This is a genomic window from Streptomyces sp. NPDC017991 (assembly GCF_044328075.1).
Taxonomy (GTDB): Bacteria; Actinomycetota; Actinomycetes; order Streptomycetales; family Streptomycetaceae; genus Streptomyces.
The window spans coordinates 61,289-75,885 of the sequence record NZ_JBIRGP010000002.1; the positions used below are offsets into that span (position 1 = coordinate 61,289).

General features: G+C 70.0%; 13 protein-coding genes, 1 tRNA gene and 1 pseudogene. 7 read left to right on the forward strand and 8 right to left on the reverse strand.

Going from position 1 to position 14,597, the window contains the following annotated elements:
- Nucleotides 1–265 precede the first annotated feature (265 nt).
- Nucleotides 266–952, forward strand: coding sequence for a DedA family protein (locus tag ACH4DZ_RS04910; RefSeq protein WP_398285528.1), 687 nt, complete (start codon nt 266–268; stop codon nt 950–952).
- A gap of 62 nt (nt 953–1,014) precedes the next feature.
- On the opposite strand, the gene ACH4DZ_RS04915 is transcribed toward ACH4DZ_RS04910, so the two are convergent.
- Entirely contained in the window at nt 1,015–1,251 is a 237-nt protein-coding gene (locus tag ACH4DZ_RS04915) for a DUF2277 domain-containing protein (RefSeq protein ID WP_398285529.1), read from the reverse strand.
- A gap of 110 nt (nt 1,252–1,361) precedes the next feature.
- Here ACH4DZ_RS04915 and ACH4DZ_RS04920 point away from each other — a divergent pair, with 110 nt between their 5' ends.
- Entirely contained in the window at nt 1,362–1,706 is a 345-nt protein-coding gene (locus ACH4DZ_RS04920; protein ID WP_398285530.1) for a hypothetical protein, read from the forward strand.
- Nucleotides 1,707–2,167: 461 nt separating this feature from the next.
- Here ACH4DZ_RS04920 and ACH4DZ_RS04925 read toward each other — a convergent pair whose 3' ends face one another.
- Nucleotides 2,168–3,676 carry a hypothetical protein gene (locus ACH4DZ_RS04925; protein ID WP_398286204.1) on the reverse strand — a complete coding sequence of 503 codons (1,509 nt, stop codon included), beginning with the start codon at nt 3,674–3,676 and terminating at the stop codon, nt 2,168–2,170.
- 65 nt (nt 3,677–3,741) lie between these two features.
- Nucleotides 3,742–4,470: a DUF4097 family beta strand repeat-containing protein gene (locus ACH4DZ_RS04930; protein ID WP_398285531.1), complete on the reverse strand. Its 729-nt coding sequence runs from the start codon at nt 4,468–4,470 to the stop codon at nt 3,742–3,744.
- Nucleotides 4,471–4,768: 298 nt separating this feature from the next.
- Between ACH4DZ_RS04930 and ACH4DZ_RS04935 the strand changes: the two genes are divergently transcribed.
- A tRNA-Val gene (locus ACH4DZ_RS04935) sits at nt 4,769–4,843 on the forward strand.
- Between the two features lie 158 nt (nt 4,844–5,001).
- Here ACH4DZ_RS04935 and ACH4DZ_RS04940 read toward each other — a convergent pair.
- Nucleotides 5,002–5,280: a hypothetical protein gene (locus tag ACH4DZ_RS04940; RefSeq protein WP_398285532.1), complete on the reverse strand. Its 279-nt coding sequence runs from the start codon at nt 5,278–5,280 to the stop codon at nt 5,002–5,004.
- Between the two features lie 937 nt (nt 5,281–6,217).
- Between ACH4DZ_RS04940 and ACH4DZ_RS04945 the strand changes: the two genes are divergently transcribed.
- A complete protein-coding gene (locus ACH4DZ_RS04945; RefSeq protein WP_398285533.1) occupies nt 6,218–6,433 on the forward strand; it encodes a hypothetical protein in 216 nt (71 codons plus the stop codon).
- 573 nt (nt 6,434–7,006) lie between these two features.
- On the opposite strand, the gene ACH4DZ_RS04950 is transcribed toward ACH4DZ_RS04945, so the two are convergent.
- Nucleotides 7,007–7,771, reverse strand: coding sequence for a hypothetical protein (locus ACH4DZ_RS04950; protein ID WP_398285534.1), 765 nt, complete (start codon nt 7,769–7,771; stop codon nt 7,007–7,009).
- 310 nt (nt 7,772–8,081) lie between these two features.
- On the opposite strand from ACH4DZ_RS04950, the gene ACH4DZ_RS04955 reads away from it, so the two are divergent.
- From ACH4DZ_RS04955 to ACH4DZ_RS04965, 3 genes and pseudogenes are all read left to right on the forward strand, one after another.
- Entirely contained in the window at nt 8,082–8,735 is a 654-nt protein-coding gene (locus ACH4DZ_RS04955; RefSeq protein ID WP_398285535.1) for a DUF4383 domain-containing protein, read from the forward strand.
- Between the two features lie 9 nt (nt 8,736–8,744).
- Complete coding sequence (locus ACH4DZ_RS04960) at nt 8,745–8,972, forward strand: zinc ribbon domain-containing protein (RefSeq protein ID WP_398285536.1); 228 nt, start codon at nt 8,745–8,747, stop codon at nt 8,970–8,972.
- A gap of 154 nt (nt 8,973–9,126) precedes the next feature.
- A pseudogene (locus ACH4DZ_RS04965) lies at nt 9,127–9,715 on the forward strand (DedA family protein); the annotation flags it as partial.
- Between the two features lie 12 nt (nt 9,716–9,727).
- On the opposite strand, the gene ACH4DZ_RS04970 reads toward ACH4DZ_RS04965, so the two are convergent.
- The 3 genes from ACH4DZ_RS04970 to ACH4DZ_RS04980 are packed head-to-tail and all read right to left on the reverse strand — an operon-like array spanning nt 9,728 to nt 14,406.
- Nucleotides 9,728–10,594, reverse strand: a complete 867-nt coding sequence (locus ACH4DZ_RS04970) for an HAD family hydrolase (RefSeq protein ID WP_398285537.1) — start codon at nt 10,592–10,594, stop codon at nt 9,728–9,730.
- Complete coding sequence (locus ACH4DZ_RS04975) at nt 10,594–13,212, reverse strand: phosphoribosyltransferase (protein ID WP_398285538.1); 2,619 nt, start codon at nt 13,210–13,212, stop codon at nt 10,594–10,596. The genes ACH4DZ_RS04970 and ACH4DZ_RS04975 overlap by 1 nt, the downstream gene beginning before the upstream one ends.
- 30 nt (nt 13,213–13,242) lie before the next feature.
- On the reverse strand, nt 13,243–14,406 hold the full coding sequence (locus tag ACH4DZ_RS04980; protein WP_398285539.1) for an HpcH/HpaI aldolase/citrate lyase family protein: 1,164 nt from the start codon (nt 14,404–14,406) through the stop codon (nt 13,243–13,245).
- Nucleotides 14,407–14,597 lie beyond the last annotated feature (191 nt).

Here is a 14,597-nt window from a genome sequence, read left to right on the forward strand (position 1 = left end):
CCGCCCTCGCCGCGGCCGGGTCGGCGCCGGGCGGCCCGAAGCGGGCGTCCATACGCATCCGGTAGCCGGGCGCGGGACCGGAGTTCGTGGGGGTGTGGCAGCCGGGTGAACATGGTGTGGCGATCACACGAGCCCCCTGTGGATCTCCTGTCGCACCCGAGGCGTACGCTGTATGGCTGTCACAGGCCGCTCCTGCCGCTCCCCCGCGACACCGCGGCACCGCGGCACGGTCCGGGGCCTACGGGGGAGACACAGGGGAGTTTCGGTGCTTGAGAGTGTGGGGTCGCTGTCAGGCACCCCTTGGATCTACAGCCAATGGATCTATGCGGTAGTGGCGCTGTCGGTTCTGTTCGACGTCTTTCTGCCGGTGCTGCCGAGCGGCGTGCTGGTCATCACGGCGGCGACGGCTGCCGCGGCGGGCACCGGGGCGGCGGTCCAGCACGTGCCGGACATTCTTTCCCTGATCCTCTCCGCCGCGACCGCGTCGGTCCTCGGTGACCTGGTGGCGTACCGGCTGGCCTGGCGCGGTGGTGAACGGCTCGACCGTGCCATCGCCCGCTCCCGGCGTCTGAGCGGGGCGCAGGAACGTCTCGGCGCGGCCCTCGCCCGTGGCGGCAGCACGCTGGTCGTGCTCGCCCGCTTCGCCCCGGCGGGCCGCTCACTGGTCTCCCTCGGCGCGGGGGCCGCACACCGGCGCGTACGCGAGTTCCTGCCCTGGTCGATCCTCGCGGGCCTCGCGTGGGCCGCGTACAGCGTCGCCCTCGGCTATTTCGGCGGCCAGTGGCTGGGCGCGACGTGGCTCGCCTCCGGCATCTCGCTGGTGGCGCTCTTCGGGGCGGGCGCGGGGGCGGCGTACCTGATGCGACGCCCGACACCGACGCCGGTATCCGTTCTCGTACCAGCGCCCGCACCCGTCCCCGTATCCGTACCGGAACCGGGCCAGAACGCCTGAGACCGAAGCGGGGTTGCCCTACGAGGTGCAGGCAGCCTGGCTCATCCGCCCCTCCTACCCCCCTACCCCTTCTGCCCCTTCTGACCCCTCTGCCCCTTCACCTCCAGTCCGGCCAGTAGTTCGGCCGTGGCCTCGGCGACGGCGTCGACGGCACGGTCGAAGACCTCGCGGTTGTGGGCGGCCGGGGCGCGGAAGCCTGAGATCTTGCGCACGTACTGAAGGGCGGCGGCGCGGATGTCCTCCTCCGTGGCCTCTTCGGGCAGGACGGGCGGTCGGAGAGTCTTGATGCTGCGGCACATACGTCCAGTCTCGCGCGCGGCACTGACAACGCGAGCGTGGGTGCGAAGTCCCCCTACGAAGTCCCTCGAAGAACTCGCATCGCAAAATCGAACAGACGTACCATTGCCGGGTGGCTGCGACCTACGACTTCCCAAGCGACCTCCTGGCCGGTCAGGAGGAGCTGCATCAGGTCCGGGCCGAACTTCTGGCCCTGCTGAAGCGGCTCCCCTGGTCGGTCGAGCCCCTGGACGGCTTCAGCGACGACCACGGCTGGCGCAAGGTGGAACGCCCCGCCTCCCCGGGCTGGACCCCCGACGAACAGGCGGAGGTGGAAAAGCTCCGGCAGCGCGAACGCGAACTGGCGGTCTTCGTGACCTGCCACCGCTTCTGGTCGGAGGTGACGCCCACGGAGAAGGTGGACGCCCGAATGAGCGTCAAACACCCCCAAGCCCCGAAGAACCGGGACCCGTCATAACCCCAACCTCCACGCCCGAGGCACCCCGAAAGCCGGGGCGCACCCCCACTCCCTATAGGGGCGCGGGGAACTGCGCGCCCAGCCCCCACCGAACCCGCAGACGCAACACGCCACCCGCTCCCCCCCCCCCCCCCACTCGGCAAAGCCAAGAATCGGGGCACACCCCCACCCCCTAGGGGCGCGGGGAACTGCGCGCCCAGCCCCCACCGAACCCGCAGACGCAACACGCCGCCCGCCCCCACTCGGCAAAGCCAAAAATCGAGGCGCACCCCCACACCCCCTAGGGGCGCGGGGAACTGCGCGCCCAGCCCCCACCGAACCCGCAGCCGAAGCACCCCACCCAGGCTCCAAACGCCGGCCAAGCCAAAAGCCGGGGCGCCCCCCACCCCCTAGGGGCGCGGGGAACTGCGCAACAAACCCCCACCGAACCCGCAGCCAAAACCCCCGCACGGACCGAACGGTCAGGCCCCAGCCCCCCGCTCCTCCCGAATCTGCGAAACCACCCCCCCGACAGTCGCACGCACAGCCTCAAGCTCAGTCAAGAAGTGCCAGTAATCCGGATGCCGCCCCTCCAACGACCCGATCGCACGCTCCAGCCGAGCCACCGAATCGTCGAGCGGACGCGCCTGCCGAGGATCGGGCGTGTTACGCCCGGCCATGGCGAGCCGCTGCGCGTCCCGGATGGCGAACCGCGTCCGCTCGATCTCCCGCTGCGGGTCCTTCGACACCTCGTTCAGCCGCCGCAGCCGATCCCCGGCCGCGGACACCGCCTCGTCGGTCCCGTTCAGCAGGGCGCGCACGGTGGACAGCAGGGCCGTCGCGTCGGCCCACCGCTGCTCCTCGCGAGCGGTCCGCGCCTCCGCCAGCTTCACCTCGGCCTGCCGCACGGCATCCGCGGCCTGGTCCGGCACATGCTGGAGGTCCTGCCAGCACTCGGCCACGAACCGCCGCCGCAACTCACTGAGCACCGGATTCACCTGCCCGGACCGCGTGGTGAGCGCCTGCGCGCGCGTACGCAGCGACACAAGGCGGCGGTCGATCTCGGTGGCCCGCTCCGGCAACCGCTCGGCCTCCGCGCGCACGGCACCGGCGTCCCGGGCGACCCGGTCGGCCCGCTCCAGCGTCTCCGGCACGCCGTGCTGCCCGGCACCCTGGTTGAGCTTGGTCAGTTCGGGCGCGAGCGCGGCGAGACGGGCGGCCAGATCGTCGGCCTTGAGGCCGGTGCCGCGCACCGCGTCCAACGCGTTCGACGCGGCAAGCAGGGACTGCCGGGCACGCTCGACGGCGGGGGCGAGCCGGGCGAGCTGTGTCTCGGCCTTGCCGAGAAGCGGCCCGAGCCCCTGTTCGAACCGGTCGAGCTCCTGCTTGACCCGAGCCAGCTCATCCTTGGCCCTGGTCAGCTCCGTGCGCGCATGGGCGGCAACAGAGGCCTCCAGGTCGTCCCGGTCGAGATCATGGGCATCCACCGCGTCGATGTACGTGTGGCTGACCTCGTCGATGCGCCGGCCGAGCGCCTCGAAGTCGGCGACCGCGCGCCGGGCGGGCGGGGTGTCGTCGACGGCGGTGATGGTCTCTATCGAGATCCGCAGATCGCGCTGCGCCGTATCGAGCTCGTAGAACGCGGCCGCCGCGGCGTCCTTCGCGGCCTGCGCCTCGGCCCGCTGGCTCTCGGAACGCCCGCCGAACCACCGCCGGGTACCCCCGCCGGCGAAGGCGGCGGGAAGCATGAGCGCAACCAGCGGAACCGGCAGCAGAACAAGCCCCAGCAGATCAAGCCCGGCACTGCTCCTACGAGCACTGGTCGCCCTGCTCACCTTCGTGAACCCAGACCCGATCCCGATCCCGAAACCGATCCCGAGCCTGAACCCGGCACGAGACCGAGGTACTTGCTGTGCGCACGGCACAAACGGCGTGTACGGCTGTGAAGGTGTCGCCGGTGTCGCCGTCACTTCCCTCTCCCGTGCTGAGATCCGTCCTGCCCAGGTGGTGGCCCCGATTCATTCTCCCACCAGGTAAGGACGAACACACGGGCCGGTTAGTTCGCGGTACGCACCGTGACTTTCCCGTCCTGGGTGTGGGCGGACACCACATGAGAGCTGCTGTTGTCACGCGGCACCGACACGTCCACGGACCCGTCCTGGGCACCGGTCGTGACCCGGTACTCCGCGTGCGGCAGCCCGATGGTCAGCGAACCGTCCTGCCCACGCGCCGAGACCCGGTCCGGAACGGAGGCGAATTCGAGACGGGTGGAGCCGTCCTGCGTGTTCACATCGACGCGCCGGGAGTCGATACCGGAGGCATGCACAGACCCGTCCTCGGTACGCAGCGTCAGGCGCCCGGAGACATCCTCGACCCGCACGGACCCGTCCGCGGCCCGAATGTCGAGGGCTTCCTCGAACCCGGTGGCCCGCACACTCCCGTCCTGGTCCTGCACCTTGAGGGCGACCCCGCGCGGCACGACGATCCGGTGCTTGGCCGAGCAGTCGGCGACGACACCGGCGCAGTGCACCCGGAGCTTGAGAGTGTCGTCCTTGTCCATGCTCCAGGTGATCTCGGGATCCTTGCCGATCGCGACACTGGCCTTGAACCACCGGGTGACCTGTACGTCGTCCACATCCCCCACGACCAGTTCCAGCGCCGAGTCATCGGAGTCGACGGTCAGAGTCCGCCCCTCGATCGCGAACGACCGCGTCTCCGGATCCGTGTCCTCATCCGCGCTGTTCCCACACCCGGAGACAAGAAGCCCCACGGCGACCACACCCACGCCGAAGACGGCAAACCCCCGCCGACGCCCCCGCACACCACTGCTCGCACCAGTACTCGTACTCGTACTCGAAGAACGCTGACGGCCACTCATAACGGGACTCCCCCCAGATTCGAACGCCCGAGGCCTCACCTGCGCCCCGAACACTTCGACCGTACGGACCCGTCCCCCACCGCGGGATCCGGACCACTCCCGGATCCGGGGTGGGGAAAACCCCCGCATCCCCCGGAGCCGTCCAGGCCCTCGGAACGGGTTTGCGGGGCACCACCCCGGGCAATGTAGGCTGTCGACTCGTCCCGGGCGCGTAGCTCAGCGGTAGAGCGCCGCCCTTACAAGGCGGATGTCGGCGGTTCGAAACCGTCCGCGCCCACCAGGTCCAGGACACGGACAAGGCCCAGGTCAGCCGGTGTGATGCCGGATGCCTGGGCCTTGGTCTTTCATGGCCGGTGGTGGCCCCGCCGGTCGCGTCGAGTGCCCGAAACCACTAGCTGTGGGGGAAGGCGGCCCCTGGGCAGCGGCAGCTGCCGAAGGCTAGTCCGAGTCCCAGCCGAAGCCGCCGTCGTAGTCCGTCCCGGAGTCGGAGCCGGCGGCGCCGTCGGATTCCGGCTTGCCCGTCTGTCGCCAGATGAGGACGGCGGAGACCAGTGCGATCGGCACGGTGAGCCACCAGATCACGGTCCACGGCGATTCGCTTCCCATGATCCCGACGACCGCCATGCCGATCAAGGAGCCCAGACCGAACCCGATCGCGGGCGGGAACATGATCGTCAGCATCGCCCGCTCGCCGTAGCTCAACAACGGTTTCCCCATGGCCGCCCCACCCCTTCGTCGCACCACCGCCGCCCCCGCACCTGAGCAGCAGTATTCACCCCGCGTGTGAAGCAGGTGTCCTACGGTGGCCGTCACGCGTAGCAAGCAGGGGAACCGTGAGTACACCACCGCCGCGGAGGCCACCGTGTCCTGACGAAGTGCTTGCCTTCCACAACGGGGACACGCTGGAGAACATCCCCGTCGTCCGTGATGACGCGCCCCCTCGACCTCCGCGGTTCCCTTGGGGAGCGACGATGGCCGGGGGAGCCGTCGCGGCCGTTGTCGGCGTGGTCCTGGCTCTGGTGCTGCATCAGCAGACGGGACCGGACGACAGGGACGGCAAGACACGTGCGTACCTGGTCGGTTCGGACGGACAAGCAATCCGGACGGACGGCACTTCAGTCTTCTCGGACAATCCACAGTCTTGTGAGGGGTCGTATCCGGACACAAGGATGACCTACCCGGGCGTCCTGGACTTTCCGAACGAGGACAGTTCACAGCCCCCCACCTACGTCTGCGTTGCCGAGAACGCAGGCGCATAAGCGAGAACAGCGACGAACGCGATTGCAGCAGCTCCAAGTTGACTGCTTCGGTACACCAGCGAGGTTCAGCAACTACAGCAATGTGCAGCACCCGCCGCCGGACGCCAACCCTCTCCCCATTTCCCGTATGACCGCCACTGATCAGGACCCCTTTGCAGCGACGCCGGTCGGCCGGACATCATCGTGCTCACTGTTCGCTGCAAGATCGCCTACAAGGCTCCCGCCCGTCGCTGCGCCCTCGGCCTCGACTTTCGTCCCCACATCCCGCGCTTCAAGGCGTCCTACCTGCCGGACGCCGGCGCTCAGCATTTCCGTCGGCGGAACGGCGCCTAGAGAGCCGGGTTGATGCAGGATTGAGACTGGGCAGACAGATGGCTTCAAGGTGCGGAGGGCGCATGGCGGACGAGGTTCAGCCGAACCCGATCAAGCTGATGTGGTTGAACACGCTGGACGACGTCAAGCGTGCTTTGGAGTCTGCGGCGGAGCTTGGACTCGGCATAGACATCTCCAGCGAGTACCACCGTGTCGGCGATGGTGGCAGCAAGGACCTCTCATGGAGGATCACGCTGTACGACGACACCCCTGAGAGAGACCCCGATTCCGAAGAGTAGCCCGTCACCGCGAGCCCACTGCTGGAGCGTTGGAGTCGTAGCCTTCGTCACCGAGCAGGCGGGATGCGGTCGTAGAGGGCGAGGGTCTGGGTGACGTCGTCGAGGTCGGGGTCGGTGGTGATGACCTTGAACAGGGTGCCGCGTCCGTCGCAGATCAGATGGTGCTTGCTGCCCGTCTTCCGCCCGTCGACCGGCGACGGACCGGTATGGGCGCCCCCTTCTTCGCGCGGACATTGGGCACCGGTCCAGCCGCCACCAGCAGGGCTGACCTGAGCCGAAGCCCAGCCCCGGCGGCAGCAGTTGCCAGTTGCTTGAATGCGGCTGGGCGGTGGTGACCACGAGCGTCATGCCCGGGGTGTCCGCGTGCTCGACCGCGTACGTGCACGGCGACCAGGCCAGTTCCTGGCGCCGCCAGTGACCGCGCCGCGCGGATGTCGGTGGTTCGGAACCGTTCGCGTCCACCAGGCCCAGGACACGACTAAGGCCCAGGTCAGCCGGTGTAGAACCGGATGCCTGGGCCTTACGTTTGCGGGCTCGGTCGGGGGTGCGGGCCGCCTCCCGGACCGCGGGGGTTCAGATGTCCGCGAAGCGGCGCAGTGCGAATTGCAGCGCGTCCGGTTCCACGTGGACTCCTCCGCCGAAGGGATGGTTCATGGCTGCCAGCAATGCCATCACCGCGGAGACCAGCAGGGTCAGTATGGCGATGCTTGCGATTCCCACGCCTGTCAGAGCCGGGATCTGGATCGCGGCGGCGATCACCAGAAGCATCGCGGACAGGATCAGTCCGATCCAGAGGTAATTCGGAATTTCCTGGGACACCGACATCATCCGCGCACGCCGGGCGTCCCCCACCGCCCGGAGGGCCACGAGCGAGTCCCGCGTGTAGGCCTGCGCCTGCTCGGACTCGCCGCCGGGGGCGTCCTGCAGTGCCCGCCGCAGCTCGTCGTACTGGTCCTGCGCCTGGGAGCTGGACCCGCCCCTCGCCATGGCCGGCCACTCCTCGTTGATCACCGTGGCCGTGTACTGGCGGGTCAGCTGACGGACCGACCCGCGCATGGTGTCGGGCAGCGGCCGGGTCGCCCAGTAGAGATTGGTGAGGCTCGCACCCTCGTCGCTGACCTGGTCGGCGGCTTTGCTCAGACTCGTTCCGGCGGAAACGATGGAGAGGGCAAGGATGAAACTGAACAGCGTCCTGTTAAGGGCGGAGAAATGTTCGATGGAATCCTTCAATGCGGGGCCTTCGCGCCAGCGCTGCGGAATGAATCGAACCAGCAGGGCCAGTAGGACAATGGAGGCGACCACGCAGCAGAGGACCGCGGCCACGGTACGCAAATTCATACGTCCATCCAACCGCGCCGGTGCGCACGAGCGGCAAAAAGCTATTGTCCGCTGCCGCAATTCACTTCCATCGAGTGCACGGTACCGACCACAGATTGACCGAACCGGCCATCGATCGACCGGACCGGCCACTGATCCACCGGTGGCCCCGGATCCCAGGGTTGGCGGGACCGGCTCGCCGGGCGGATGCTGGGGAGGTGGAGAGCGGACCGACCTCCTCCCCTCGCACTCCAAAGATCGCACCCCGAAGATCGCACCCCGAAGATCGCCCCGAGAATCGCACCCGAGGAGCACACCCGCGGAGGCGGACATGGCAGCGCATGTACTGCATACGGCACCCAGGCGGCGGATCAGGCTCGACGAGCATCTGCCGGTCGATCATCGGCTCAGCACGTTCTACCGGATCGGCGCGGGGCTCATGGGGCTCGTGCTGCTCGCCTTCGGGATCCTGGGGCTGATCGACAAGGTCGGTTTCTTCGACACCCACGGGGACAGGGTGTCGGGGCTGAGCACCAACGGCGCGCTCAGCGTGCTCTCCATCTGTGTCGGACTGCTGCTCTTCGTCGGCATGGTGATCGGCGGCAACGTCGCCTCGACGATCAACATGGTTCTCGGCGTCCTCTTCATCCTCAGCGGCTTCGTGAACCTCGCCCTGCTCGACACCGACCTCAACTTCCTCGCCTTCCGCATCCCGAACGTGCTGTTCAGCTTCGTGGTCGGCGTACTGCTGATGTTCTTCGGGATGTACGGACGGGTCGGCTCGGCCCTTCCCCACGACAACCCGTACTGGCGGTCCCGCCACCCCGAACAGGCCGAGCGTGAGCAGCGGGCGCGGGCCGGGGACGAGTTGCGCGCGAAAGCACTGGCCCAGGGCGGCTCGGGCTCCACGGGGCCCGGCCCGGCTACGGCTTCAGCTCGGGCTACGACTCCGGCTCCTCTGGGAGAGGGGCGCTCCGCCCGCTAACCTGTGCGCATGCCTCGCTATGAATACCGCTGCCGGACCTGCGGCGACACCTTCGAGAAGAGCCGTCCGATGGCCGAGTCGTCCGCGCCCACGGACTGTCCGGCCGGCCACGACGACACGGTGAAACTGCTGTCGACGGTGGCGGTCGGCGGTTCCTCCTCGGCGCCCGCACCCGCACCGGGCGGCGCAGGCGGAGGTGGCGGTGGCGGCTGTTGCGGCGGAGGCTGCTGCGGCTGACGCCCGCCCACAGCCGCTGACGCCGGCGTCCGCCCACAGCCGTTGACACCCGCGCCCGACCCCGGCGAACCCGGCTTCAGTCTGCCTTCAGCTTCCGTTCTCTAGCGTCGGGTGCGTGACCGAAAGCAGCGCACCGCAGTGGATCAACGGCCTGATGGACACGCTCGGCGCTCCCGGCGCGGGCATCGCCATCGCCCTGGAGAATCTGTTCCCGCCCATCCCGAGCGAGGTGATCCTGCCGCTCGCGGGGTTCGCGGCGAGCACCGGACAGATGAACCTGTTCGCCGCCCTGCTGTGGACGACGGCCGGATCGGTCGTCGGGGCGCTCGCGCTGTACGGCGTCGGCGCGCTGCTCGGCCGCGACCGCACGGTGGCCATCGCGGCGCGGTTGCCGCTGGTCAAGGTGTCGGACATCGAGAAGACCGAGGCGTGGTTCTCCCGGCACGGCACCAAGGCCATCTTCTTCGGACGGATGATCCCCGTCTTCCGCAGCCTGATCTCGGTTCCCGCGGGCGTCGAACGCATGCCCCTGCCCGTCTTCCTCGGCCTGACCACCCTCGGCAGCGCCATCTGGAACACGGTCTTCGTCCTCGCCGGCTACTTCCTCGGCGAGAACTGGACCGACGTCGCCGGCTACGTGTCGGCGTACTCGAAGGTGGTGCTGGCCGGTGCCGCGCTCGCGCTGCTGGTGCTCGTGGGCGTGCGCCTCTTCAGGCCCGGGCGGGGCGGCCGACGGCGCGCGGAGAACCGGACTTCTACCGAACCTCGCCCCGCACCTCGCTCCGCGTCCCGCCCCGCACCTCGCTCCGCACCCCGCCCAGGAACTCCCGGAGAATCCGCTCCCCCGCGGCCACACCCCGCTCCGGAAGCGAAGTGACCCCCGGCGCCGTCCAGCCCGCCTCGGCCAGTTCGCCGTGGCCCGGGCGCCAGGCGCGGTCCGCGGCCAGCAGCAGGTCGGCGTCGAGCAGGGAGTCGCCGGCCGCGAGAGTGAGGGCCGCACCCGTACGGCGGGCCACCTCCCGCATGGCCGCGCTCTTGGTGAGCGGCTTCGGTACGGCGTAGACCTTGCGGCCCTGGACCGAGACCGTCCAGCCGCGGTTCTCCGCCCAGACGGCCAGTTCCTTCGCCCACTCCGCGGGGAGCAGGTCGCGCTCGACGACGAAGTACACGAAGAGGTCCTCGGCGACCCGCTGCTTGAGCACCCAGGCCGGGTCGGCGGTGGCCGCCATGTGCGCGCGCACCTCGTCCAGCGGGGCACACTCGTCCGCCAGGCGCGCGGTCACCCGGGCCTGCCACCGCGGGTCGGAGACTCCGTCGACGAGGAGGTGGCCGCCGTTGGCGCAGATCGCGTACTTCGAGGCGGGGCCCGGGAGCCGGATCCGCCGGTACTGCTCGCGCGTACGGGTCGTGGTCGGGACGAAGTCCGCCACGCCGCCCAGTTCGGTGAGCAGTCCGGCCGCGGTCTCGGTCACGTACGACAGGGGCTTGTTCTGGTAGACCTCGACGCAGAGCAGCCGCGGCGCCTCGGCGTCGGGCCCGGTCAGCGCCAGCGCGTTGACGGAGTAGATGAGGGTCCGGTCGAGGTCGCTGGCGACCAGCACCCGAGGGGTGGGTCCGGGCATCAGACCGTCACCGCCCTGCCGTCGGCGCCGGTCGCGCCGCGCGTGTACTTGGGGTGGATCAACCCGACGCAGGTGTACGGGAGTTCGGCCACCTCCTCGACCGGTACGCCGCGCTGTTCGGCGAGCAGGCGTACGTGGTCGAGGTCGGCGCCCGCCCCGGCCCGCGCGAGGATCTTCCAGGGGACGCGGCGCAGCAGCACCCGGGTCGTCTCGCCGACGCCCGGCTTGACGAGGTTCACGTCGTGGATGCCGTACTCCTCGCTGATCCGCTCGACCGCCGCCCAGCCCTCCCAGGTCGGGGCCCGGTCGGCGGAGAGCAGTTCCTTGACCCGGTCGTCCACCGCGTCGCCGACCTCGTCGAAGCGGGCGGAGATCGCGTCCAGGAATTCGACGGAGACGTCCGTGCCGGCGAGCTCGCGGTAGAACTTCGCCCCGTGGTAGTCGTGCTCCCCGACCAGGTCGGCGCGGAGCACCGTACGCGAAATGAGGCCGGAGACAGTGGAGTTGAGGCACGCGGAGGGGATGAGGAAGTCCTCACGGGTGCCGTACGTGCGCACACAGGAACCGGGGTCGGCGAGGACCGCGATCTCCGGGTCGAAGCCGCCGATTCCGTCGGAGGCCTCGAACTCCTCGACGGCCTGGGCGAGTTCGCGGGTGATGGCGCCCTTGCCGGTCCAGCCGTCCACGAACACGATGTCGGCCGGGTCGTGGTGGGCGGCCAGCCAGCGCAGCGCGTTGGCGTCGATGCCGCGTCCGCGCACGATGGAGACGGCGTAGTGCGGCAGGTCAAGGCTGTGGCGGTACTGGGCCCAGCGGCGCATCAGGACGCCGACGGGGGTGCCGGCGCGGGCCAGGGAGACCAGCACGGGCCGCGGTGAGCGTTCCGCGAGGACGGTCTCGGTGACCGCGCCGACGGCCAGGGCGATCCGGGCGGCGGAGCCGGCGAGCGCGTCGCGGAACAGCTCCTGGTACTCGGGGCTCGGCTGGTACTCCACCGGCAGCGACTCCGCGTAGTGGGCGCCGCCGCTCTGGATGGCCTCCTCGCGCTCCTCGGTGGGTGCTTCGAGGTGGGTGTCCGAGAGGTCCTGCAGCAGCCAGCCGACCTCGTCCGCCGCGTACGAGGAGAAGTCGGGGCCACGGAGGGGCTCGGGCAGCATCAAGGGCCTTTCAGCGGTTTCGGAGACGTACGCGGAGGATTCGGGGACGTACGAGGGGACGACGGCCAGCAGCACACTGCCCGCGTGCGCGGCGAGCTGTGCCAACAGGCCGTCCGGGGCGTGCAGTTCGGGGGTGTCGGCGGCGGAGTCGACCACGGCGACGACGGCGTCGAAGCCGGCGCCCGCGACGTTGTAGGCGTACCGCTCGCCGGGTCCGTCGGCCGGGCCGTCGTGGGCGGGGAAGACGAGCCGGGTGCGGATCGCGTAGCCGGGGTCGTCGACAGCGAGGACGGGTGAGCGGGTGGTCGTGGAGTAGCGCACCTCGGCGTCGGTCAGCTTCTCCAGTGCGACACCCAGCCGCAGCGGCGCGTACATCAGCTCCTCGAAACCGAGTACGAGGACGCGCCCGCGGCGGGCGCGGGGCGGAAGCGCCTCGGCTATTCGGGCCGCCATGGCGGGCAGCGCGCCCTCCAGACGGACGCGGTGCTCGGGCGTGAAGCCGTGCCGTCCGCCGTCGGCGAGGCCCTGCGGCCAGCCGAGGTCCACCCGGGCGATCACGCCGGGCTCGGGGCGCGGCTCCGGGGCCACGGCCGCTCCCCCGCGCTCGGCCGCTCCCGTGTACTCGGCCACCGCCTCACGCTCGTACTTGCGCTCGTGCTCGGCGACCAGCGCCTGCCCCTTCTCCAGTACGCCCTCGGGCAGCCGTACGGTGCCGGAGGCGGCCGTCACGAGGTCCACGGTCGCGTCGATCTCCTGGGCGAAGTCCGCGAGGCGTCCGAGGTCCGCGGCCGAGCGCATGTCGACCAGGGCGACTATCACGTACCGGCCGCGCGGATAGCGTGCGTGCAGGTCACGGATGGTGTTGAGGATCGTGTTGCCGGTGGAGAACTCGTCGTCGACGAGGACGAGCGGGCCGTCGGTGGCCAGCAGGCCGGGGTTCTCCGGGAGCAGCAGGTGCGAGGTGGCGTGCGAGTGGGACTCCTCGAAGCCGCCGGCCGTCGCGACGCCCTCGACCGGGCGCCGGGTGGAGTGGAGGCAGGGGGCGAGGCCCACGCCGTCCGCGACCGAGTGGCCGAGCCCGGTGGCCGTCTCGGCGTACCCGAGGACGACGGCCCGGCTCGCCGCCTCCTCTCCGAGCAGGTCGCGTACGCGCAGCCCGAGCGCGAATCCGTAGCCGTACACGACGGCGGGTGACTGCGGTACGTGCTTGCCCAGCACGTTCGACACGAGCAGGTGCGCGCGCTTGGGGTTGCGCCGGAGCGCGAGCCCGAGGAGTTCCCCGAGCCCCTCGTCGCCGACGAGTTCGACGCCGAGGCGTCCGGCGACCCAGCTCCCGGACCAGACCTCACCGGCGGGCCCGTCGACGGGCCCACGCGCTGCGGCCCGCGCTCCGGCCCTGGTTCCGGGGCGGAAGCCCGTCGCGGACCAGACGCCGGACCCGTCGTTCACAGCCTTGTTCATGGATTCCTTGTGTGTCAGCCGGGATGTGTGTCAGCCGGGGATTCCGGCGGCGAGCAGCTCCACGAAGCCGATGTCCTCGTTGGTGACGCCGAAGACCTCGGCGCGCTGGAGGGTGCGCTCCGCCCAGGCGCGGTGCGGCTTCACCTCGTTCATCTTGTTCGTGTACGCGGACCGCAGTACGCCTCCGCCGCCCCGCTCGGGCCGCAGGATGTCCTGGGCGTCGCTGAACTCCTCGTGGCTGACCACGGAGAGCGCGTGCACGGGCAGTACGTGCGAGGGGTGGATGCAGGTCTTGCCCTGCAGCCCGTTGGTCCGGTCGAGGGAGATCTCCCGGAGCAGACCGTCCATGTCGTGCTCGATCAGGGCGGCGCGCAGGTCCTCGGCCTCCGGGGTGAAGGGGCTGCGGCGCAGCTGCGGCTTGAACATGCGCTCCTGGACGCGGAAGTACTCCCACACGGGCCCGGTCACCGTGAACCCGGTGCCGTCGGCCCGTCCGAGGACGTTCACCACGTCCGCGATGACGGAAGCCACTATCTGCACGTCGTACGCGGTCATGTCGGGCGCTCTGCGCAGGCCGTACGCCGAGCAGAAGTCAGTGACGCCGAGCCGCAGGGCGAGCACGCGGTCGCGGTACTTGTCGACGGACCGGAAGATCCCGGCGAGGGTCTCCGCCCGCGACTCGCGGTACAGCAGTTCCGGCGATTCGAGGACGGGCATGGCGAAGAGCCGCCGCTCGCTGGTGCCCTCGGCCTCGGTGAGCGCCTCCAGGAACGGGACGCCCCGTTCCTCGGTGAACTTCGGCAGTACGAATCCGGACAGGAGCCGCACGGAGGTGCCGAGCCGCCGGACGAGGTCGGGTATCTGCTCGGGCGCCCTGACTCGGACGAAGAGCAGGGGCAGCTCGTCCCCGGGGCGGTCGGCCAGGTCATGGAACTGCCGGACGAGGTTCTCCTCGGCGTCCGCGACGTCCGCGTCGCCGATCGAGTCCTCCAGGCACACCACCATCGAAACGACCCCGGCACCGGCCTGCTTCACGATGTCGTCGGCGAGCTTCGGCCTGGTCGCGGGGCTGTAGAGCGTGGCTCCGAGTGCTGCGGCCAGCACCCGGGGCGAGGAGTCCGCGGTGAAGACGCACGGCTCCTGGAAGAAGAGGCGCTCCCGCACCTCAGGGGCAATATGCCCGAAATGACGCATTAGTCTCCCCCGGGGCGGCTAGATGGCCTGACGATATGTGGCCGGTAATAGTACGTAGAGATCCGTGTCCGGGATTCCCATCGGGCATGAAATTCAGGTAACGCGGACAAACACCATTGTGCCGTCCGCCCTCGCGGCGGGCCGGGCGGGAGCGCGACCGGTGCGCACCCCCACGTTGTCGTGACCAGGGC

What these genes read in the sequence shown, in the direction of transcription:
- ACH4DZ_RS04915 (WP_398285529.1), bottom strand. Translation starts at nt 1,251, where the DNA reads ATGTGCCGCAGCATCAAGACTCTCCGACCGCCCGTCCTGCCCGAAGAG.
- ACH4DZ_RS04940 (WP_398285532.1), bottom strand. Translation starts at nt 5,280, where the DNA reads ATGGGGAAACCGTTGTTGAGCTACGGCGAGCGGGCGATGCTGACGATC.
- ACH4DZ_RS04945 (WP_398285533.1), top strand. Translation starts at nt 6,218, where the DNA reads ATGGCGGACGAGGTTCAGCCGAACCCGATCAAGCTGATGTGGTTGAAC.
- ACH4DZ_RS04950 (WP_398285534.1), bottom strand. Translation starts at nt 7,771, where the DNA reads ATGAATTTGCGTACCGTGGCCGCGGTCCTCTGCTGCGTGGTCGCCTCC.
- ACH4DZ_RS04955 (WP_398285535.1), top strand. Translation starts at nt 8,082, where the DNA reads ATGGCAGCGCATGTACTGCATACGGCACCCAGGCGGCGGATCAGGCTC.
- ACH4DZ_RS04960 (WP_398285536.1), top strand. Translation starts at nt 8,745, where the DNA reads ATGCCTCGCTATGAATACCGCTGCCGGACCTGCGGCGACACCTTCGAG.
- ACH4DZ_RS04970 (WP_398285537.1), bottom strand. Translation starts at nt 10,594, where the DNA reads ATGCCCGGACCCACCCCTCGGGTGCTGGTCGCCAGCGACCTCGACCGG.
- ACH4DZ_RS04975 (WP_398285538.1), bottom strand. Translation starts at nt 13,212, where the DNA reads ATGAACAAGGCTGTGAACGACGGGTCCGGCGTCTGGTCCGCGACGGGC.
- ACH4DZ_RS04980 (WP_398285539.1), bottom strand. Translation starts at nt 14,406, where the DNA reads ATGCGTCATTTCGGGCATATTGCCCCTGAGGTGCGGGAGCGCCTCTTC.